Annotated in this window: 21 protein-coding genes; 17 read left to right on the top strand and 4 right to left on the bottom strand. The window is 64.8% G+C overall.

Annotated elements, in window-relative coordinates; translation table 11 throughout:
- The first annotated feature begins 42 nt into the window (after positions 1–42).
- Positions 43–408, top strand: coding sequence for a CidA/LrgA family protein (locus WMO45_RS09945; protein ID WP_349140561.1), 366 nt, complete (start codon positions 43–45; stop codon positions 406–408).
- On the top strand, positions 401–1081 hold the full coding sequence (locus WMO45_RS09950; protein WP_349140562.1) for an LrgB family protein: 681 nt from the start codon (positions 401–403) through the stop codon (positions 1079–1081). Before WMO45_RS09945 ends, WMO45_RS09950 begins: the two co-directional genes overlap by 8 nt.
- Here the strand turns inward: WMO45_RS09950 and WMO45_RS09955 are convergent.
- Positions 1078–1641: a TetR/AcrR family transcriptional regulator gene (locus tag WMO45_RS09955; RefSeq protein ID WP_349140564.1), complete on the bottom strand. Its 564-nt coding sequence runs from the start codon at positions 1639–1641 to the stop codon at positions 1078–1080. The two genes, WMO45_RS09950 and WMO45_RS09955, sit on opposite strands and share 4 nt — an antisense overlap.
- A gap of 127 nt (positions 1642–1768) precedes the next feature.
- Between WMO45_RS09955 and WMO45_RS09960 the strand changes: the two genes are divergently transcribed.
- Entirely contained in the window at positions 1769–2020 is a 252-nt protein-coding gene (locus tag WMO45_RS09960; protein WP_349140565.1) for a TIGR03905 family TSCPD domain-containing protein, read from the top strand.
- A gap of 41 nt (positions 2021–2061) precedes the next feature.
- Here the strand turns inward: WMO45_RS09960 and WMO45_RS09965 are convergent, their stop codons facing one another.
- Entirely contained in the window at positions 2062–3465 is a 1404-nt protein-coding gene (locus WMO45_RS09965) for a D-alanyl-D-alanine carboxypeptidase family protein (protein WP_349140566.1), read from the bottom strand.
- A gap of 94 nt (positions 3466–3559) precedes the next feature.
- Between WMO45_RS09965 and WMO45_RS09970 the strand changes: the two genes are divergently transcribed.
- Genes WMO45_RS09970 through WMO45_RS09990 form a run of 5 tightly spaced genes read left to right on the top strand, consistent with a single transcriptional unit; the run spans position 3560 to position 8382 of the window.
- Positions 3560–3976, top strand: a complete 417-nt coding sequence (locus tag WMO45_RS09970) for a ComEA family DNA-binding protein (protein ID WP_349140567.1) — start codon at positions 3560–3562, stop codon at positions 3974–3976.
- The gene (locus WMO45_RS09975; RefSeq protein WP_349140568.1) at positions 3973–4662 is read left to right on the top strand and encodes a response regulator transcription factor; all 690 of its coding nucleotides are present in this window, start codon (positions 3973–3975) and stop codon (positions 4660–4662) included. Before WMO45_RS09970 ends, WMO45_RS09975 begins: the two co-directional genes overlap by 4 nt.
- Positions 4655–6109, top strand: a complete 1455-nt coding sequence (locus WMO45_RS09980) for a sensor histidine kinase (protein ID WP_349140570.1) — start codon at positions 4655–4657, stop codon at positions 6107–6109. Before WMO45_RS09975 ends, WMO45_RS09980 begins: the two co-directional genes overlap by 8 nt.
- Complete coding sequence (locus WMO45_RS09985) at positions 6106–7038, top strand: GerMN domain-containing protein (protein ID WP_349140572.1); 933 nt, start codon at positions 6106–6108, stop codon at positions 7036–7038. The genes WMO45_RS09980 and WMO45_RS09985 overlap by 4 nt, the downstream gene beginning before the upstream one ends.
- A gap of 60 nt (positions 7039–7098) precedes the next feature.
- A complete protein-coding gene (locus WMO45_RS09990) occupies positions 7099–8382 on the top strand; it encodes an O-acetylhomoserine aminocarboxypropyltransferase/cysteine synthase family protein (RefSeq protein WP_349140574.1) in 1284 nt (427 codons plus the stop codon).
- A 59-nt stretch (positions 8383–8441) separates the two neighbouring features.
- On the opposite strand, the gene gap is transcribed toward WMO45_RS09990, so the two are convergent.
- Entirely contained in the window at positions 8442–9455 is a 1014-nt protein-coding gene (gene gap / locus WMO45_RS09995) for a type I glyceraldehyde-3-phosphate dehydrogenase (protein ID WP_349140575.1), read from the bottom strand.
- 275 nt (positions 9456–9730) lie between these two features.
- Between gap and WMO45_RS10000 the strand changes: the two genes are divergently transcribed.
- The 6 genes from WMO45_RS10000 to WMO45_RS10025 all read left to right on the top strand — a co-directional run bounded on the left by WMO45_RS10000 (position 9731) and on the right by WMO45_RS10025 (position 16606).
- Positions 9731–10519: a sensor histidine kinase gene (locus tag WMO45_RS10000; RefSeq protein ID WP_349140593.1), complete on the top strand. Its 789-nt coding sequence runs from the start codon at positions 9731–9733 to the stop codon at positions 10517–10519.
- A gap of 112 nt (positions 10520–10631) precedes the next feature.
- Positions 10632–11807 carry a cation diffusion facilitator family transporter gene (locus WMO45_RS10005; protein ID WP_349140577.1) on the top strand — a complete coding sequence of 392 codons (1176 nt, stop codon included), beginning with the start codon at positions 10632–10634 and terminating at the stop codon, positions 11805–11807.
- Positions 11808–11894: 87 nt separating this feature from the next.
- On the top strand, positions 11895–12590 hold the full coding sequence (locus tag WMO45_RS10010) for a response regulator transcription factor (protein WP_349140578.1): 696 nt from the start codon (positions 11895–11897) through the stop codon (positions 12588–12590).
- Entirely contained in the window at positions 12587–14044 is a 1458-nt protein-coding gene (locus tag WMO45_RS10015) for a sensor histidine kinase (protein WP_349140579.1), read from the top strand. Before WMO45_RS10010 ends, WMO45_RS10015 begins: the two co-directional genes overlap by 4 nt.
- 9 nt (positions 14045–14053) lie before the next feature.
- Positions 14054–15289: a S1C family serine protease gene (locus WMO45_RS10020; RefSeq protein ID WP_349140580.1), complete on the top strand. Its 1236-nt coding sequence runs from the start codon at positions 14054–14056 to the stop codon at positions 15287–15289.
- Between the two features lie 159 nt (positions 15290–15448).
- Positions 15449–16606, top strand: a complete 1158-nt coding sequence (locus WMO45_RS10025) for an amidohydrolase (RefSeq protein ID WP_349140581.1) — start codon at positions 15449–15451, stop codon at positions 16604–16606.
- 44 nt (positions 16607–16650) lie between these two features.
- Here the strand turns inward: WMO45_RS10025 and WMO45_RS10030 are convergent, their stop codons facing one another.
- Positions 16651–16899 carry a hypothetical protein gene (locus tag WMO45_RS10030; protein ID WP_349140583.1) on the bottom strand — a complete coding sequence of 83 codons (249 nt, stop codon included), beginning with the start codon at positions 16897–16899 and terminating at the stop codon, positions 16651–16653.
- 183 nt (positions 16900–17082) lie between these two features.
- On the opposite strand from WMO45_RS10030, the gene WMO45_RS10035 reads away from it, so the two are divergent.
- From WMO45_RS10035 to hpf, 3 genes are all read left to right on the top strand, one after another.
- The gene (locus WMO45_RS10035; RefSeq protein WP_349140584.1) at positions 17083–17496 is read left to right on the top strand and encodes a DUF134 domain-containing protein; all 414 of its coding nucleotides are present in this window, start codon (positions 17083–17085) and stop codon (positions 17494–17496) included.
- Positions 17474–17899 carry a NifB/NifX family molybdenum-iron cluster-binding protein gene (locus tag WMO45_RS10040; protein ID WP_349140586.1) on the top strand — a complete coding sequence of 142 codons (426 nt, stop codon included), beginning with the start codon at positions 17474–17476 and terminating at the stop codon, positions 17897–17899. The genes WMO45_RS10035 and WMO45_RS10040 overlap by 23 nt, the downstream gene beginning before the upstream one ends.
- Before the next feature lie 136 nt (positions 17900–18035).
- Complete coding sequence (gene hpf, locus WMO45_RS10045) at positions 18036–18584, top strand: ribosome hibernation-promoting factor, HPF/YfiA family (RefSeq protein WP_349140588.1); 549 nt, start codon at positions 18036–18038, stop codon at positions 18582–18584.
- The last annotated feature ends 53 nt before the right edge of the window (positions 18585–18637 follow it).

Here is an 18637-nt window from a genome sequence, read left to right on the forward strand (position 1 = left end):
AGAATTACCTGCGTTCGTTAGAAACAGGAGGCGAGTCCAAAGTTGAAGATCATCTGTCAGATCGGCGTCATTTTCGCCGTGTGCTGGGTCAGCCAGATCATAGAGGCGATCCTTCCCTTCGCGTTTCCCGCCAGCGTCATCGGCATGATCCTGCTGCTGGTGCTGCTCATCAGCGGTGTGGTCCGGCTGGAGCACATCCGGGAAAAAGCGGATTTCCTGTTGGCCAACATGGCCTTTTTCTTTTTGCCCGCAGGGGTGAGCATCCTCAATTATGTGGATGTGCTCCAGAGCTGCGCGGTGCAGCTGGTGATCATCTGCCTGATCACCATGGTGCTTACCTTCGGGGCCACCGCCCTGAGCATCCGCGCCACCCTGCGCATGCTGGAGAGGAGGAAAAAGCATGGCTGAACTGACCGCTTCCCCCTTCTTCGGGATCGCCCTGAGTATCGTCGCCTTCTGGATCGGCGTCAAAATCCAGAAAAAAACAGGCCTTACGGCCTGTAACCCCCTGCTGATCGCCATCGTGCTGGTCATCGGGGTGCTGCTGCTGTTCCACATCTCCTATGAGGATTATGACCAGGGCGGCAGCCTTATAAACCTGTTTCTCTCCCCCGCCACCGCCTGCCTGGCCGTGGCCATCTACGGCAAGCTGCGCATCCTCAAGCACAACTGGCTGCCCATCCTGGTGGGGTGCACCGTGGGCTCCGCCGTGTCCATGGGCAGCGTCTGGCTGCTCTGCCGGCTCTTCGGGCTGGATGAGGCGGTCACGGCCTCCCTGCTGCCCAAGTCGGTGACCACCCCCATCGCCACCAGCATCGCCCAGATGCACGGCGGCATCGTCCCCATCACGGTGGTGGCCGTCATCCTCACCGGTATCTTCGGCAGCATCAGCGCGCCGCTGCTCATCCGGCTGTTCCGCGTCAAAGACCCCATGACCGCCGGGCTGGCCATCGGCGCCTGCTCCCACGCGGTGGGTACCTCCAAGGCCCTGGAGCTGGGGGAGACCGAGGGCGCCATGAGCGGACTGGCCATCGGGATCTGCGGGGTCATCACCGTGGTGCTCTCCCTGATCTTCTTTTAATCCCCCGGGGCGGCAAACCGCTCCGCCGCCCGGCGGAACTCCCCGTCCAGCAGGCGGCTCACCCGCGCCACGATCTGTTCCGGGTCCTCCCGCATGTCGGAGGAGAGCCAGCTCATCAGGATGCCGGACAGGGCGTACATGTAAAAATCAATGAGAAAATCCAGATCCGCCGCATCCAGGTTCAGGTCCTGGGTGCGCTGGGCAAAGGCGGTGGACACCAGGGAACGGGTCAGGCTGAAAAACTGGCAGTCCAGGTGGTCCCGCCCGCTGGAGCGGAACACGTGATACACCGTCACGTGGTTCTCCTGGGCATAGTGGAAGGCGGCCAGCAGGGCCTGCTGCCAGCTCTCCGTGCCCTGGAGGGCCTGCTCGGTCTCATGCTCCAGAAGCCAGCGCAGCAGATCGTATATGTCCTGAAAGTGGTAGTAGAAGGTCTGACGGTTGACCTGACAGTCCTCCACGATCTCCTTGACCGTAATGTCGTCCAGAAACTTCTTTTGCAGCAGCCGCTTGAGCGAAGCCGCCAGGGCCAGCTTGGTACTGGGTGCCAACCGCCTCACCTCCCGGTTCCGAATTTCATAGGACCCAACTGGGAATCATTATAGCACACCAGAAGCGGCAATTGCAATCCCAGCCAAATTGTGCTAAGATGTTGGCTGTTGATGCAACAAGAGGAGGCAACCGGACATGAAGATCGAATACCGCCCCAAAGGGGTCTGCTCCCAGCATATGACGGTGGAGGTAGAGGACGGCGTGATCCGTTCCTGCCAGATCCAGGGCGGGTGCAATGGCAATCTGCAGGGGATCTCCCGGCTGGTGGAGGGCATGACGGTGGAGGAGGCCGTGCGCCGGATGGAAGGCATCCGCTGCGGCTTCAAATCCACCTCCTGCCCCGACCAGCTGGCCCACGCGCTGCGTGAGGCCCTGCCGGAGGCGTAAAAAAAGCGGGACTGCTTGTGCAGTCCCGCTTTTTTGTTTTCTTACCGGCGCCGGCGGCTGCCGGTGTACCGGGAGGAGCGGCCGCCGTAGGAATAGCCGCCCCGGCGGCCCCGGCGGGGCCGGAAGAACAGCTGGCGCAGGATGAGCACCACGATGACCACCAGGATGACCACCAGCAGCACCTTGACCCACAGCTGGTCAAAGAACTTCTGGATCCGGTCCAGCCGGTAGAGCCAGGGGTCCAGCTCCACCGACACGTTGGCCACCAGGGGAAGAGTGCCGTACTCCTGGCCGTTGTAGAGCGCCCGGATGGTGCCCAGCTGCTGGCCCTCCTCGATGGGGGCCTCCACCGTCTGGGCGGGGATGGTGGTCTCAAAGGTGAAGTCCTCGGGGGAGACGTCGTTGGGCAACAGGGCGGTCAGCTCCCCCTCCGGGCGCAGGGCCACGCTGTTGACCCCCTTGGACAGGGTAACCGCCACCTCGCCCACGTCCATCTTGGTGTCGTCCAGGATGGTCTGGGTGGAGAAGTTGTCAAAGCCCCAGTCGAACAGACGGATGGTCTCGTCAAAGTAGATGAAGCCCTCGCTGCCGGTGGTGCCCGGCTCCCGCTCACAGCCCATGACCACCGAGATCAGGTCCCGGCCGTCCTTGCTGGCCGAGGCGGCCAGACAGTAGCCCGACTCGTTGGTGTGGCCGGTCTTGATGCCGGTGGCGTACTGGTACAGGTAGCCTGCCACGCGGAAGTTGGAGATCAGGGCGTTGGTGGAGCGGACGATCCGCTCCTCCGGGTGCATATTGGTGGCGGGCATGGTGTAGTTGAGGGAGGAGACGATGGTGCGGAAGGTCTCGTTTTTCATGGCCTGCTTGCACATGAGATAGATGTCATAGGCGGTGGTGTAGTGGTCGTCGTTGTGGTAGCCGTGGGTGTTGGCAAAGTGGGTGTCCTCCATGCCCAGCTCCGCCGCCCGCTGGTTCATCAGGGCCACAAAGTCCTCCACACTGCCGCTGACCGCCTCGGCCATCACGTTGCAGGCCTCGTTGGCCGAGGGGATGAGGGCGGCGTACAGCAGGTCGATGATGCGCAGCTGTTCGCCGGCCTTGATGTCGGCGGTGGAAGCGCCCTCGCCGATGCCGGCGTGGAGATTGTCGCTGGCGGTGACCACCTGCTCCAGGCTCAGCTCGCCGCGGTCCACTGCCTCCAGGGTGAGCAGGCAGGTCATCACCTTGGTGATGGAGGCGGGGTACATCTTGTCGTGGGCGTTCTGCTCATAGAGGATCTCGTCGGTGTTGGGATCCACCAGAATGGCGGCCTTGGCGTCCACGTGCATGGAGGCCAGGATCTGGCTGCCGCCCGACTCCGCCTCCGCAGCGGAGGCAAAGCCGGCCAGCAGTCCGGCCAGCAGGGCGGCGGTCAACAAAAAGGATAGCAGGCGTGATTTTTTCATAGGAAACTCCCCATATCTGTGGTATAATGTATTATGTCTACTGTATTATAGCAAAGACCGGGCAGGGACGCAACGGGGAAGGCGGGTAGAAGATATGAAGATTTCCAGGCTGGAATTTGCCGCCGTACTGCTGGCGGCGGTGTGCGTGGCCTTCTCGGCGGGGTGGTTCCTGCGGGGGAACGCCGCGGCCCAGCCCGTGCGGGTGGAGAGCGAGCGCACCCTGGTCCAGTCCACGCCCCAGCTCCTGCCGGCCCCCACCGCCACGCCCCAGCCCCAGAGCAAAGAGGAGGCCCTGGAGAGTGGGGAGAAGGTGGACCTCAACACCGCCGGCCGGGAGGAGCTGATGACCCTGCCGGGCATCGGGGAAAAGCGGGCGGACGCCATCCTCGCCTACCGGCAGGCCAACGGGCCGTTCCGCACGCCGGAGGAGCTCACCGAAGTGGACGGCATCGGCGAGGGGATCCTGGAGGGGCTCATCGATTATGTGACCACGGGGGAGGATACGAGATGAAGATACTGGTCGTGGACGACGAAAAGGTGCTGGTCAAGGGCATCAAGTTCAACCTGGAGAGCGAGGGCTATCAGGTAGAGGTGGGGTACGACGGGGAGGAGGCCGTGGAGCTGGCCCGCAGCGGCGGCTTCGACCTGATCATCCTGGATCTGATGATGCCCAAGATCGACGGGCTACAGGCCTGCATGCGCATCCGGGAGTTTTCCAATGTGCCCATCATCATGCTCACCGCCCGCAGCGAGGATGCCGACAAGATCGTCGGCTTTGAGTGCGGGGCGGACGACTATATCACCAAGCCCTTCAACATCCTGGAGCTCAAGGCCCGGGTGCGGGCCCTGCTGCGCCGGGCGGGCATGGCCGCCATGCAGCAGAAGGGCAACGGCAACCAGCTGACGGTGGGGCACATCGTGCTGGACCGGGACGCCCGGGCCGCCTGGAAAAACGGGCAGAGCGTGGACCTCACCGCCAAGGAGTTCGACCTGATGGAGCTGCTCATGCGCAACCCCGGCCGGGTGTACAGCCGGGAGAACCTGCTCAATGTGGTGTGGGGCTATGAGTACGCCGGGGACTACCGCACGGTGGACGTACACGTGCGCCGCCTGCGGGAAAAGCTGGAGCTGGACCCCGCCAACCCCCAGTATATCCTGACCAAGTGGGGCGTGGGCTACTATCTCAAGAATGGATAAGCAGGGCGAGCGGGCCAGACGCGTGCCCTTCTGGCGCTCCATCCAGGCCAAATTCGTGCTGACCTACGCGGTCATCATCGTGTCGGTGCTGGTGTTTCTCAACACCTATCCGCTGCTCATCTCTCAGGAGCTCATCTACCGCTCCAAGCAGACCTCCATGCAGAACCAGGCCTCGGTGCTGGCCTCCGCCCTGGCCGGGCCGGAGACCCTCACCGCCGAAGGGGTGAGCCAGGTGGTCACCCTGCTCAATGTGGAGGCCAGCCGGGTGGTGGTCACCGGGCCGGGGGGCGTGATCCTCTACGACTGCCAGGAGGGCAGCCGGCGGGAGGATACCCTGGGCCAGTACGCCCTGTTCTGGGAGGTGGCCTCCGCCCTCCGGGGCAACGACGTGTTCCGTTCGGAGTACGCCGACGGCGCCTTCCAGAGCCGGGCCGCCGTGCCCATCACCTACCGCTCCATGACCCAGGGGGCGGTCTACCTCTACGACTATGACAGCGACCAGGGCGCACTGCTGCAGGGCATCCAGACCAATCTGGGCTCGGTCTCGGCGGTGGTGTGCCTGGTGGCCGTCGTCCTGGGACTCATCTTCTCCAAGGCCCTCACCCGGCGCATCGCCCTGCTGCTGCGGGCCATCCATACCGTGCGCCAGGGCGAATACAGCCACCGGGTGGACATGAAGGGCGGGGACGAGCTCAGCCGCCTGGCCGACGAGTTCAACGAGCTCACCGGCCGCCTCCAGACCACCGAGGAGGTGCGCCGCCGCTTCGTCTCCGACGCCTCCCACGAGCTCAAGACCCCCCTGGCCTCCATCCGCCTGCTGGCCGACTCCATCCTGCAGAGCGAGCACATGGACAGCCAGACCGCCCGGGAGTTCGTCTCCGACATCGGGGAGGAGGCCGAGCGCCTGACCCGCATCACCGAAAAGCTGCTCACCCTCACCCGCCTGGACACCGCCCGGCCGGTCCAGACCGGCCCGGTGGACGTGGCGGCGGTGGTGGAGCGGGTGGAGCACATGCTCTCCCCCCTGGCCCGGGCGGTGGAGGTGGCGCTGGAGCTCCACCTCCAGCCCGGCTGCCTGGTGCGGGCCACCGAGGACGATCTGTATCAGGTGGCCTTCAACCTGATGGAAAACGCCGTCAAGTACAACCTGCCCGGCGGGACGGTGTGGGTCTACCTGACGGGGGAGGCCCACCGGGTGGTCCTGCGGGTGGAGGACAGCGGCGTGGGCATCCCGGAGGAGGACCTGCCCAAGATCTTCGACCGGTTCTACCGGGTGGACAAGGCCCGCTCCCGGGCCGCCGGCGGCACCGGACTGGGCCTGTCCATCGTGTGGGACACCGTGCGCCAGCACGGCGGCAGCATCACCGTCCACCGGCGGGAGCCGGAGGGGACCTGTTTTCAGGTCTGCTTCCCCCGCTGGCAGGAGGAAGGAGGCGAGGGGACATGAAGCGCGCGGGATTGCTGGTGCTCACGCTCTGCATGCTGACCCAGGCGGGGGGCTGCGCCAAGCCCGCCAGCGTGGGCAGCAGCGGCACCAGCTACAGTATCTACTATTCCGCTCTGGGGGACGAAAACGCCGAAAGCGCCGTGGCCTGCGAGACGCGGCTGCTTCGGGAGGAGGAGGACCAGGTGTCTGCACTGATGCAGGCCCTGCTCAGCCCGCCGGAAAACCAGACCCTCGCCTCCCCCTTCCCCGACGGGGTGCGCCTGCTGGACTGGGACCTGGCCGACGGACAGCTCCACCTGGACCTGTCCGAGCAGTTCGGCGGGCTCACCGGGGTGGACCTGACGGTGGCCGACGCCTGCCTGGCCCTCACCTTCTGCCAGCTGGAGGAGGTGGAGTCGGTCTATGTCACCGTGGAGGGCCGGGAGCTGCCCTACCGGGCCATCCAGCAGCTGCGGACGGAGGACATGTCCCTGTACGGCGGGGCGGAACAGCCGGTCTCCTTGGGGGTGAACCTCTGGTACCCCAGAAGCGGGGAGGCCAACCTGGGGGTGGAGTACCGCCAGGTGACCAAGACCAAGGACGAGAGCCTGCCCCAGGCCGTGCTGAGCGCCTGGTGTGAGGGGCCCCAGCACGACAGCCTGGCGGCCTGCATGCCACAGGGCAGCCAGGTGCGCGCGGTGACCATGGCAGACGGGGTGTGCACGGTGGACCTGTCCCGGGAATTCCTGGACGGGATGCCGGCCGATCAAACGGCCGGCCGCCTGACGATCTACGCCCTGGTGAACACCCTGGGGGAGCTGGAACCGGTGGACGCCGTCCAGCTGCTCATCGAGGGAGAACCGGTGGCGTCCATCGCAGGGGTGGACACCGGGGAGCCCATTGAGCCCGACCGGACCCTGGACCCGGACCTGGAGCCCGGGACCTATTGACAGCGGACCGGCACGGGTGTAGGATAGACAACAGTTTTACCAGGAAAGGAAGATCCGCCCATGAGCGAGCAGCGCATGTCCACCAAGTGCATCCACGCCGGCTACACCCCCGGCAACGGCGAACCCCGCAACATCCCCATCATCCAGTCCACCACCTTCCGCTACGCCACCGGCGAGCAGATGGGTGCGCTGTTTGACCTGGAGGCCAGCGGCTATTTCTACACCCGTCTCCAGAACCCCACCAACGACCACGTGGCCGCCAAGATCTGCGCCCTGGAGGGGGGCAGCGCGGCCATGCTCACCTCCTCGGGCCAGGCGGCTTCCTTCTACGCCATTTTCAACATCGTCTCCTGCGGGGAGCACGTGGTGTGCTCCTCCTCCATCTACGGCGGCACCTACAACCTCTTCGCCGTCACCATGAAGCGCATGGGCATCCACTTCACCTTCGTGGACCCCGACTGCTCCGAGGAAGAGCTGGAGGCCGCCTTCCGGCCCGAGACCCGGGCGGTGTTCGGCGAGACCATCGCCAACCCCGCCCTCACCGTGCTGGACATCGAGAAGTTTGCCAAGGCGGCCCACGCCCACGGCGTGCCCCTCATCGTGGACAACACCTTCGCCACCCCGGTGAACTGCCGCCCCTTTGAGTGGGGGGCCGACATCGTCACCCACTCCACCACCAAGTACATGGACGGCCACGCCAACGCGGTGGGCGGCGCCATCGTGGACTCCGGCAAGTTCGACTGGAACGCCCACGCCGACAAGTTCCCCGGCCTCACCACCCCCGACGAGAGCTACCACGGCGTGACCTACACCCAGCGCTTCGGCCTGGAAGGGGCCTACATCACCAAGGCCACCGTGCAGCTCATGCGGGACCTGGGCGCCATCCCCGCCCCCCAGAACTGCTACTACCTGAACATCGGCCTGGAGACCCTGCCCCTGCGGATGAAGCAGCACTGCGCCAATGCTCTGGCGGTGGCCAAGTTCCTGAAGGACCACCCCAAGGTCTCCTGGGTGCGCTACCCCGGCCTGGAGGGCGACCCCTACCACGAGCGGGCCATGAAGTACATGCCGAATGGCACCTGCGGCGTGGTCTCCTTCGGCGTGAAGGGGGGACGGGAGGCCGCCTCCCGGTTCATGGCCGGGCTGGAGCTGGCCTCCATCGCCACCCACGTGGCCGACGCCAAGACCTGCACCCTCCACCCCGCCTCCACCACCCACCGGCAGATGACCGATGAGGAGCTGGCCGCCGCCGGCGTCTCTCCCGACCTGGTGCGCCTGAGCGTGGGCATCGAGGACGCGCAGGACATCCTGGAGGATGTGGAGCGCGCTCTGGACCGGGTGTAAGGACACAGACAAAAAAAGAAACGCGGAAGCCAGCGGCTTCCGCGTTCTTTTTCGGTCACTTACTGATGGTCCACACCATACATATGGGTGATGAGATCCAGCACCTTGTTGGAGTAGCCGATCTCGTTGTCGTACCAGGAAACCACCTTCACGAAGGTGTCGGTCAGAGCGATGCCGGCCTTGGCGTCGAAGATGGAGGTGCGGGTGTCGCCCAGGAAGTCGGAGGAGACCACGGCGTCCTCGGTGTAGCCCAGGATGCCCTTCAGCTCGCCCTCGGAGGCGGCCTTCATGGCGGCGCAGATCTCGTCGTACTTGGCGGGCTTGGCCAGGTTCACGGTCAGGTCAACCACGGACACGTCCAGGGTGGGAACACGCATGGACATACCGGTCAGCTTGCCGTTCAGAGAGGGGATGACCTTGCCCACGGCCTTGGCGGCGCCGGTGGAGGAGGGGATGATGTTGCCGGCAGCAGCACGGCCGCCGCGCCAATCCTTCTTGGAGGGGCCGTCCACGGTCTTCTGGGTAGCGGTGGTGGAGTGAACGGTGGTCATCAGGCCATCGGTGATGCCCCAGTTGTCGTGCAGAACCTTGGCGATGGGAGCCAGGCAGTTGGTGGTGCAGGAGGCGTTGGACACGAAGTTCATGTCAGAGGTGTAGGTGTTGTGGTTGACGCCCATGACGAACATGGGGGTGTCGTCCTTGGAAGGAGCGGACATGACAACCTTCTTGGCGCCGGCGTCGATGTGAGCCTGGGCCTTCTCCTTGGTCAGGAACACGCCGGTGGACTCCACCACGTACTCAGCACCAACCTCGCCCCAGGGGATGTCCTTGGGGTCCATGCAGGCGAAGAACTTCACGGTCTTGCCGTTGACAATGATGGCGTCATCGGTGTACTCGATGGTGCCCTTGAACTGGCCGTGCATGGTATCATAGCGCAGCATATAGGCCATGTAGTCGGGGGTCATGAAAGGATCGTTGATCCCCACGAACTCGATGTCGGGGCGGTCGATGCCAGCGCGGAACACCAGACGACCGATCCGGCCAAAGCCGTTAATGCCAACTTTAATGCTCATAATGAATCTCTCCTTTGTTCTAAATGGCGTCTTAACTCGTTATTTCTAGCGCGCCTCCATTATAGACTAATCTTTTCCGAATGAAAAGAGGAAAAACGGAAAACTTACTGGGGAAACTGTATAAATTTACGGGCGAGTTATCGGTAAACGTAGTAGTTTCGACTTTATTCGACAAAATTCCTTGTGTAATCCACTATATTTTGGTATACTATCGGTCAAGATATGTGCTAATGCACGAATTTATATATTTAAGGTAATAAGAGAGGTGCGCTGTGATGGAGCCGTTGCCCAAGGACCTGGGGCTGCTGCTGGCAGAGCAGTTTCGGGAGCAGATGAATCACCTGTCTGCGGCGGTCCAGTTGTTGACGCCCGTGGTACAGGAGAAGGGGGGAGCCCAGTACGACCCCTATCTGGCCATTTTGCACCAGAGTCTGTACCGTATGATGCGTATGATCGGAAATCTGGAATATCTGGAGCTGCCGGAGGAGCAGGCCGCGCCCCGGGTCCGGACGCTGGACCTGGCGGGGCTGTGCCGGGAGATGGCCCGGCAGGTGGAACCGCTGGCGCAGCAGGCGGGGCTCCGCTTTTCTTATGAGGAGGAGACAGGCAGCCTGATCACCCAGGGGGACGCGGACCAGCTGCGGCGGGCCCTGCTGGAGCTGATCTCCAACGCCATCCGGGCCGCCGGTAAGGGAGGGCAGACCGGCCTGCGCCTGGCGGTGCGGGGGGACCGGGCCACCCTGACGGTGTGGGACAACGGCCCGGGCATGTCCCCGGCCCAGCCCGAAGCGGCCGACCCGCTGCACCGGACGGGGGGCGTGGGACTGGGCCTGCCCCTGGCCCGGCGGGTGGCCGAAGGCCACGGCGGGGCGCTGGTGTTCGAGCAGCGGGAGGGGAGAGGCTCCCGGGCGATCCTCTCCCTGCCGGTGCGCCCGCCGGAGGAGAGCGGGATGCTCCGCTCCCCCCAGATGCACACCGCCGCCAACGGCGGGTTTTCCGATGTACTCACCGTACTGTCCGACGTGCTGCCCTATCAGGCATTTCTGCCGGGCGACCTGGAATGATGGCCGGCCGCCGGTCCTGCGACCACGCAGGACCGGCGGCTCTTTGTTTTGCCTTGACTCAGCGGGCGGGGCGTGGGATAATAATGAGAAACCTATTTTTGGGGGAACGGATATGACAGATCGTCTGGTCAGACTGTTTATCAAGGACTGGGACCGGGTGCAGGACCCGGCGGTGCGGCAGAAGTACGGCATCCTCTCCGGCCTGGTGGGCATCGTGCTCAACCTGCTGCTCTCGGGGGGAAAATTCTTCGCCGGATTGCTGACGGGGTCCATCTCCATCACCGCCGACGCCTTCAACAACCTCTCCGACGCGGGCTCCTCGGTGGTGACGCTGGTGGGCTTCAAGCTGGCCGGCCAGCGGGCCGACGACGGCCACCCCTTCGGCCACGGGCGGATGGAGTACCTGGCCGGGCTGCTGGTCTCGGTGCTCATCTTGCTGGTGGGCGTGGAGCTGGGCAAGTCCTCGCTGGAGAAGATCTTCCACCCCGAGCCGGTGAGCTTCTCCGCCGTGTCGGTGGGGATCCTGGTGGTCTCCATCCTGGTCAAGCTGTGGATGTGCCTGTTCAACCGCCGGCTGGGCCGGCGCATCGACTCGGCCGCCATGGAGGCCACCGCCACCGACTCCCTGTCCGACGTGGTGGCCACCTCCGCCGTGCTGGCCGGCACCCTGGTGGGCGCCCTCTCCAGTGTGAGCATTGACGGCTGGGTGGGCCTGGTGGTGGCGGTGTTCATCCTCCGGGCCGGCTGGGGGGCCGCCAAGGATACGCTGGACCCCCTGCTGGGCGCCAAGCCCGACCCCGCCCTGGTGCGGAGCATCCGGGACCTGGTACTGGAGCACAGCCAGGTGGTGGGCATCCACGATCTGGTCATCCACGACTACGGCCCGGGCCGGCGGATGTGCTCCTTCCACGCCGAGGTGCCCCAGGACGCCGACCTGCTGGCCGCCCACGACGCCATCGACCACATCGAGCGGGAGATCCACCAGAAATTCGGCATTGAGACCACCGTACACATGGACCCCATTGCCACCGACGACGAGCAGATCAACCAGCTGCGGGACCAGGTGCGCACCCTGGTGCAGGTCATCGACCCGGCCATGAGCATCCACGATTTCCGGGTGACCAGCGGCCCGGACCACACCAACCTGATCTTTGACGTGGTGGTGCCCCACAGGTGCACCCTCTCCGACGAGGAGGTGACCCGGCGCATCACCCAGGCCGTTCGGGCCCTGGACAGCCGCTATTTCGTGGTGCTCCAGGTGGACCGCTCCTACGCCGAGGTGGAATAAGGCCCCTGTTTTACAAAAAATTCACCCATCCTGCCGGGAAAAACGGTATAATGAAACAAACCACATAAGAAAGAAGGACGGTGTACTATGGCCAAAAAAGTCCTCATCGTGGAAGATGAAACCAACATCGCCGAGCTGCTCCACCTCTACCTGGAGAAGGAGGGGTTTGAGACCGCGGTGGCCGGTGACGGCGGGAAGGGCGTGGAGCTGTTTCGCTCCTTCCATCCGGACCTGGTCCTGCTGGACATCATGCTGCCCATCATGGACGGCTGGTCGGTGCTCAAGAAGATCCGGGAGAACGACAAGACCCCCGTCATCATGCTCACCGCCAAGGGCGAGACCCAGGACAAGGTGGCCGGGCTGGAGGGCGGCGCCGACGACTACATCGTCAAGCCCTTCGAGATGAAGGAGGTGCTGGCCCGCATCCACGCCGTGCTCCGCCGCTTCGGCGGGGAGGAGGAGAGCGGCGGGGAGAAGAAGCTCTCCTTTGACAAGCTGGTCATCAACCTGGATTCCTACGAGCTGACGGTGGACGGCAAGCGCATCGACACCCCGCCCAAGGAGCTGGAGCTGCTCTACCACCTGGCCGCCTCTCCCAACCGGGTGTTCACCCGCAACCAGCTGCTGGACGAGGTGTGGGGCTTTGACTACTTCGGCGACTCCCGGACGGTGGATGTGCACATCAAGCGCCTGCGGGAGAAGCTGGAGGGAGTCAGCGACCAGTGGAGCCTCAAGACCGTGTGGGGCGTGGGATATAAATTCGAGGTTGTGAATACCCCATGAGAAGTCTCTATAAACGGCAGTTCGTGCTGACGGCGGGGATGATCCTCGTCTCCTTCGCCCTGCTGGGCGCGGCCTTCATCACCCTGTCCTACCAGTACACCATCCGGGAGACCCGGGACTCCATGGAGCGCAACGTGGCCGACGTGGCCAGTCTGACCAGCTCGGCCCGCGCCCTGGGGATCGGCACCCAGAACGACGTCTATCAGCTCTATGTGGCCAACATCGCCCACATCTCCAACGCGGTGGTCATCATCACCGAGGCCGACGGGGAGCTGGTGCTCTACACCGACGGCAGCACGATCCCCGCCCAGAGCGACCTGAGCAAGCGCTACCTGCCCCAGAGCGTGGTGGACGAGGTCAAGCAGAACGGCGGCTACACGGGCATGAGCACCCTGGGCGGACTGTTTGCGCAAAAACGCTTCGTGGCCGGCACGCCCATTTACGTCACCACCGAGAACCCCTTCACCGGGGAGAGCCGGCAGGTCATGGTGGGGGCGGCCTACGTGGCCGCCGAGACCTCCGACATCACCGAGCTGTGGCAGGCCTTCATCTCCATCTTCTTCTTCACGGCGGTGGTGGTGCTGTGCATCGCCTTCATCACCAGCTCGGTCACCTCCCTGCGCCTGACCAAGCCCATGAAGGAGATCGCCGACATCGCCCGGAAGTTCGGCCACGGCGAGTATGACCTGCGGGTCCACGGCTATGAGAACCGCAGGGACGAGGTGGGCGAGCTGGCCGAGGCCTTCAACGCCATGGCCGACTCCATTGCCAAGAGCGAGGAGCGCCGCAGCGAGTTCGTGGCCAACATCTCCCATGAGCTCAAGACCCCCATGACCACCATCGCCGGCTTCTCCGACGGCATCCTGGACGGCACCATCCCACCGGAGAAGGAGCGCTCGGCCCTGCAGACCATCTCCTCCGAGACCCGGCGGCTGTCCCGGCTGGTGCGGCGGATGCTGGACCTCTCCCGGCTCCAGTCCGCCGAGAACGTCACCGCCCAGGAGCAGTTCGACGTGTCCGAGGTCATGCTGCGGGTGCTGGTGAGCCTGGAGACCAAGATCAACGCCCGCCACCTGGACGTGGACACCCAGCTGCCCGACACGCCGGTGCTGGTGTGGGGCGACCCTGACGCCATCACCCAGGTGTGCTACAACCTGCTGGACAACGCCATCAAGTTCTCCGACGAGGGGAGCACCATGGGCCTGTCCATCACCAGCAAGGGGGGCAAGGCCTACGTGGCGGTGCGCAACCAGGGCCAGACCATCCCGCCCGACGAGCTGGCCATGATCTTCGACCGCTTCCACAAGAGCGACAAATCCCGCAGCGTGGACCGGGAAGGCGTGGGTCTGGGGCTGTATATCGTCAAGACCATCCTGAACAACCACAAGGAAAACATCACCGTGACCAGCCAGGACGGCGTGACCGAGTTCGTCTTTACCCTGACCCTGGCGTAAGGAGGGCCCATGCGCGGCTACTACTATGACCAAACGGGACCCGATCCACGGGAGCCCGGAACAAACACCGGGTCCGGACGCCCCCGCCCCAGGCGGGTGGCCCTCCGGACCGCGGTGCTGTTTTTGTGCGCGCTGGCGGTGCTGACGGCCGGAACGGTCGCCCTGTGGGCGGCCCACGGCCAGATCCGCCTGGACCTGGACCGGTGGAGCGCCGAGGGCGCGGCCCAGCCCACCCAGACCCAGAGCCAGACCACGGTGGAGGAGACCACCGTGGAGCGGGCCCCCACCGGCGACGGCACCACCCTTACCATCGCCCCGCTGCCCCAGGAGCCGGCCCACAGCCTGCAGCAGATCTATGAGGAGAACATCGCCTCCATCGTCAGCATCCGGGGCATCAAGCAGAGCAGCATGAACCTGGGCACCGGGGTGGTGATGTCCGAGGACGGGTACATCATCACCAACTCCCATGTGATCGAGGGGTGCAGCGCCGTGGACGTGGTGCTGCAGGACGACAGCGTCCATCACGCCCTGCTGGTGGGGCGGGACGCCCAGACCGACCTGGCCGTGCTCAAGATCGAGGCCGACGACCTCTCTCCGGCCCAGTTCGGGGACTCGGCCCTGCTGCGGGTGGGGGATACGGTGGCGGCCATCGGCAACCCCCTGGGGGAGGAGCTGCGGGGCACCATGACCGACGGCATCATCTCCGCCATCAACCGGGACGTGAACGTGGACGGGTACACCATGGCCCTCATCCAGACCACCGCCGCCCTCAACTCGGGCAACTCCGGCGGGGCCCTCATCAACGACCACGGACAGGTCGTGGGCATCACCAACCTGAAGATGCAGTCCTATGACAACACCGTGGAGGGGCTGGGCTTTGCCATCCCAACGGCCACGGTCAAGACGGTGGTGGACGCCCTCATCGCCGAAGGCGTGGTCTCCGGCCGGCCCTCCCTGGGCATCACCGGCTACACCGTCACCCAGGCCGAGCAGGAGCAGTACGGCATGCCGGCGGGGGTCTGCGTGGCCAGCGTGGAGGAGGGCTCCGACGCCCGCAGCCAGGGCGTCCTCCCCGGGGACGTGATCGTGGCCGCCAACGGCGAGCGCGTGGAGAGCATGGAACAGCTGCTGGCCATCAAAGAGCAGATGCAGGTGGGCCAGTCCATCACCCTGCGGCTGTGGCGGCAGGGGGCCTACCTGGAGCGGGACGTGACCCTGGTGGAACAATATACCCTCCAGCCATAAAAAAAGAGCGCCCCGGCGGGGCGCCCAAATGAGAGATGTGTGCGGGAGAATGGAACAATGGAATTGCGAACTCGCATATTGGATGAGCTGCAAGCATAGAATAGCAGAATTTCCATAATATGTCAAACAGAACTTTTGTCGAAAGGCGGCACAGAGAGCATGAGGATTATCAACGGGGTGGTTCACCCCATGGACGGGCCGGTGATCCCACGGGGATTCGTGGCATTTGAGCAGGGGAAGATCACCGCGGTGGGCCCCATGGAGGCGCTGACCGGGGCGGAGGACGGCCCGGTGCTGGACGCCGAGGGGGGGCACATCCTGCCCGGCTTCATCGACGCCCACTGCCACCTGGGCCTGTTCGGGGACGCGCTGGGCTTTGAGGCGGACGACGGCAACGAGCAGACCGACCCCTGCACCCCCCACCTGCGGGCCATCGACGGGGTCAACCCCCTGGACCGGAGCTTCCGGGAGGCCCGGGAGGGGGGCGTGACCACCGTACTCACCGGGCCGGGCTCGGCCAATCCGGTGGCCGGGCAGTTCCTGGCCCTCAAGACCGACGGGCGCTGGGTGGACGAGATGGTGGTCCGGGACCCGGCGGCCATGAAGTTTGCCCTGGGGGAGAACCCCAAGTCGGTGTACAACGAGCGCAAGGAGACTCCGGTGACCCGCATGGCCACCGCCGCCCTCATCCGGGAGCAGCTGTGCAAGGCCCAGGAGTACCAGGACAAACAGAATAAGGCCGACGAGGACCCGGACCGGGACATGCCGGACTACGACCCCAAGCTGGAGGCCCTGCTGCCCGTGCTGGAGGGCAAGCTGCCCGCCCACTTCCACGCCCACCGGGCCGACGACATCGCCACGGCGGTGCGCCTGAGCCGGGAGTTCGGGCTCAAGCTGGTGGTGGTCCACGGCACCGAGGGCTACCGGGTGGCCGAGCTGCTGGCCGGGGAGGACGTCCCGGTGATCACCGGGCCCTGCCTCACCGACCGCTCCAAGCCCGAGCTGGCCGGACAGACCCTGGAAAATCCCGCCCTGCTCAGCCGGGCGGGGGTGAAGGTGGCCATCTGCACCGACCACCCCGAGACCCCCATCCAGTACCTGCCCCTGTGCGCGGCCATGGCGGTGCGGGGCGGCATGGAGCCCGAGCAGGCCCTGGCCGCCATCACCCGCGTGCCCGCCGAGATCGCCGGCATCGCCGGCCGGGTGGGCACCCTGACGCCGGGCAAGGACGCCGACATCGTGGTCACCCAGGGCCACCCCTTCGCCTGGGACGGAGCGGTCCGGGCGGTCTTCCTGGACGGAAAACAGGTCAAATGAAAAACGGGAGGCATCCCTTCGGATGTCTCCCGTTTCTGTTTGCCTCAGTGGGCGGCCACCTGGGCCTCCTGGGCGCGCTGGCGGATCTCCAGCATGCGCATGGCATACATGGAGTCGGTGATGATGCGCACCGGCTTGGAGTAGTCCAGCGCCAGCATCCCCAGGAAGGAGCGGGCGTCCACACGGATGGAGTCGTCTTCATTGGCAATATAGACGGGCTTATCTGCCTGCGCGGCCAGCTGCTGCAGCTCGGCGAGCCCGGTAAGAGAGTCAAACTTCGTCTGGAATACCATAATGCTTACCTCCTTTTTTGACCGTGGAAGAGTATAGTACACATCGGCCGCCGAGACAATAGGCAGACTGAACGAAAAGCGGGGGCGGAGGAAGAAAAAACCGGTGAAAAATGGGGGATGAATTGACAGGCACCAAAGCCGTGCTATAATAAATGGCATAAGCCAGAAACGGAGGGAGGGCCCTTGCCCAGACCAAAGAAATGCCGGCGCATCTGCGTACTGCCCGCCCGGGCGGTCTTCGGGCCGCTGGAGGGGGGGAGTACCGGCACGGTGGAGATGGCGCTGGAGGAGTACGAGGCCATCCGCCTCATCGACCGGCTGGGGTGCACCCAGGAGGAGTGCGCGGCCCAGATGGGGGTGGCCCGGTCCACCGTGCAGCAGATCTACGACGTGGCCCGGGGCAAGCTGGCCCTGGCCCTGGTGGAGGGGCGGCAGCTCTGCATCCGGGGCGGGCACTACACCCTGTGTCCCGGGGCGGCGGACTGCGCCGGGCGGGACTGCGCCCGCCGGGGCTGCGGCCGCGGCCGCTGCGGCTGCCGGACGTGCAGAGAAAACAAGACAGGAGGCAACAGACATGAAGATTGCAGTGACCTATGACAACGGTATGGTGTTCCAGCACTTTGGACACACCGAGCAGTTTAAGGTGTACGACGTGGAGGACGGCGCGGTGCGCGCCAGCCGGGTGGTGGACACCAACGGCAGCGGGCACGGGGCCCTGGCCGGCTTCCTGCGGGAGCTGGGCGTGGAGGTGCTGATCTGCGGCGGCATCGGCGGCGGAGCCCGCACCGCCCTGGCCCAGGCGGGCATCCGCCTGTATCCCGGCGCCGCGGGGGAGGCCGACGCACAGGTGGCCGCCTTCCTGGCCGGCAGCCTGCACTATGACCCGGACACGGTGTGCGCCCATCACCACCACGCCGAGGGCCACACCTGCGGCGAGCACGGCAGTGAGCACCACTGCGGGGAACACGGCGCCGAGCACCACTGCGCCCACCACCAGTAAGTGTGCAAAACGTCTGAAAAATTCACAAAAAATTCTGTGACAATTAGGAAACTTCGTGGTATAATCAATGCAAGGAGACCGGTCCTCCGGCCTCTGGACCACAACCCTCTCCGGAGGGTGGAAGGAGCTGAAAACTATGAAGTTCGTGTTCACAGACAAAAAGGTCAACCTGCCCAACAAGGTCCACGCCTACGCGGAGAAAAAGGTGGGCAAATTAGACCGTTATTTTAAGGCGGATACGGAGGCCGCCATCGTTTTCAGTGTGGAGAAGGACCGCAACAACGTGGAGCTCACCATCCGCTCCGGCGGCACCATCATCCGCGTGGCCGAGAGTACCTCCGACATGTTCGCCACCATCGACGCGGCGGTCTCCTCCGTGGAGCGGCAGATCCGCAAGAACAAGGCCCGCCTGGAGAAGCGCCTGCGTCAGGACGCCTTTACCCGCAGCGTGGACGCCGAGGAGCTCTCCTCCTTTGCCCCCGAGGGGGAGGAGGAAGAGGTGTTCCGGATCGTCCGCACCAAGCGCTTCCCCATCAAGCACATGACGGTGGAGGAGGCGGTGCTCCAGATGAACCTGGTGGACCACACCTTCTTCGCCTTTAAGAACGCGGACGCCGACGGCGCCTTCGCGGTGGTATATAAGCGCAACGACGGCGGCTACGGCCTCATTGAGGACGACGCCTGATCCTTTTCAAGAAGAAAGAGAGGGGCGGGGCCCGGCATCCATGGATGCCGGGC

The sequence above is a fragment of the Flavonifractor hominis genome (genome assembly GCF_040095835.1).
Classification (GTDB): Bacteria; Bacillota; Clostridia; order Oscillospirales; family Oscillospiraceae; genus Flavonifractor; species Flavonifractor hominis.

Excerpts from the sequence above, each read along its gene's own strand:
- WMO45_RS09950 (WP_349140562.1), top strand. The coding sequence starts at position 401 with ATGGCTGAACTGACCGCTTCCCCCTTCTTCGGGATCGCCCTGAGTATC.
- WMO45_RS09960 (WP_349140565.1), top strand. The coding sequence starts at position 1,769 with ATGAAGATCGAATACCGCCCCAAAGGGGTCTGCTCCCAGCATATGACG.
- WMO45_RS09965 (WP_349140566.1), bottom strand. The coding sequence starts at position 3,465 with ATGAAAAAATCACGCCTGCTATCCTTTTTGTTGACCGCCGCCCTGCTG.
- WMO45_RS09970 (WP_349140567.1), top strand. The coding sequence starts at position 3,560 with ATGAAGATTTCCAGGCTGGAATTTGCCGCCGTACTGCTGGCGGCGGTG.
- WMO45_RS09975 (WP_349140568.1), top strand. The coding sequence starts at position 3,973 with ATGAAGATACTGGTCGTGGACGACGAAAAGGTGCTGGTCAAGGGCATC.
- WMO45_RS09980 (WP_349140570.1), top strand. The coding sequence starts at position 4,655 with ATGGATAAGCAGGGCGAGCGGGCCAGACGCGTGCCCTTCTGGCGCTCC.
- WMO45_RS09985 (WP_349140572.1), top strand. The coding sequence starts at position 6,106 with ATGAAGCGCGCGGGATTGCTGGTGCTCACGCTCTGCATGCTGACCCAG.
- WMO45_RS09990 (WP_349140574.1), top strand. The coding sequence starts at position 7,099 with ATGAGCGAGCAGCGCATGTCCACCAAGTGCATCCACGCCGGCTACACC.
- gap (WP_349140575.1), bottom strand. The coding sequence starts at position 9,455 with ATGAGCATTAAAGTTGGCATTAACGGCTTTGGCCGGATCGGTCGTCTG.
- WMO45_RS10000 (WP_349140593.1), top strand. The coding sequence starts at position 9,731 with ATGGAGCCGTTGCCCAAGGACCTGGGGCTGCTGCTGGCAGAGCAGTTT.
- WMO45_RS10005 (WP_349140577.1), top strand. The coding sequence starts at position 10,632 with ATGACAGATCGTCTGGTCAGACTGTTTATCAAGGACTGGGACCGGGTG.
- WMO45_RS10010 (WP_349140578.1), top strand. The coding sequence starts at position 11,895 with ATGGCCAAAAAAGTCCTCATCGTGGAAGATGAAACCAACATCGCCGAG.
- WMO45_RS10015 (WP_349140579.1), top strand. The coding sequence starts at position 12,587 with ATGAGAAGTCTCTATAAACGGCAGTTCGTGCTGACGGCGGGGATGATC.
- WMO45_RS10020 (WP_349140580.1), top strand. The coding sequence starts at position 14,054 with ATGCGCGGCTACTACTATGACCAAACGGGACCCGATCCACGGGAGCCC.
- WMO45_RS10025 (WP_349140581.1), top strand. The coding sequence starts at position 15,449 with ATGAGGATTATCAACGGGGTGGTTCACCCCATGGACGGGCCGGTGATC.
- WMO45_RS10030 (WP_349140583.1), bottom strand. The coding sequence starts at position 16,899 with ATGGTATTCCAGACGAAGTTTGACTCTCTTACCGGGCTCGCCGAGCTG.
- WMO45_RS10040 (WP_349140586.1), top strand. The coding sequence starts at position 17,474 with ATGAAGATTGCAGTGACCTATGACAACGGTATGGTGTTCCAGCACTTT.
- hpf (WP_349140588.1), top strand. The coding sequence starts at position 18,036 with ATGAAGTTCGTGTTCACAGACAAAAAGGTCAACCTGCCCAACAAGGTC.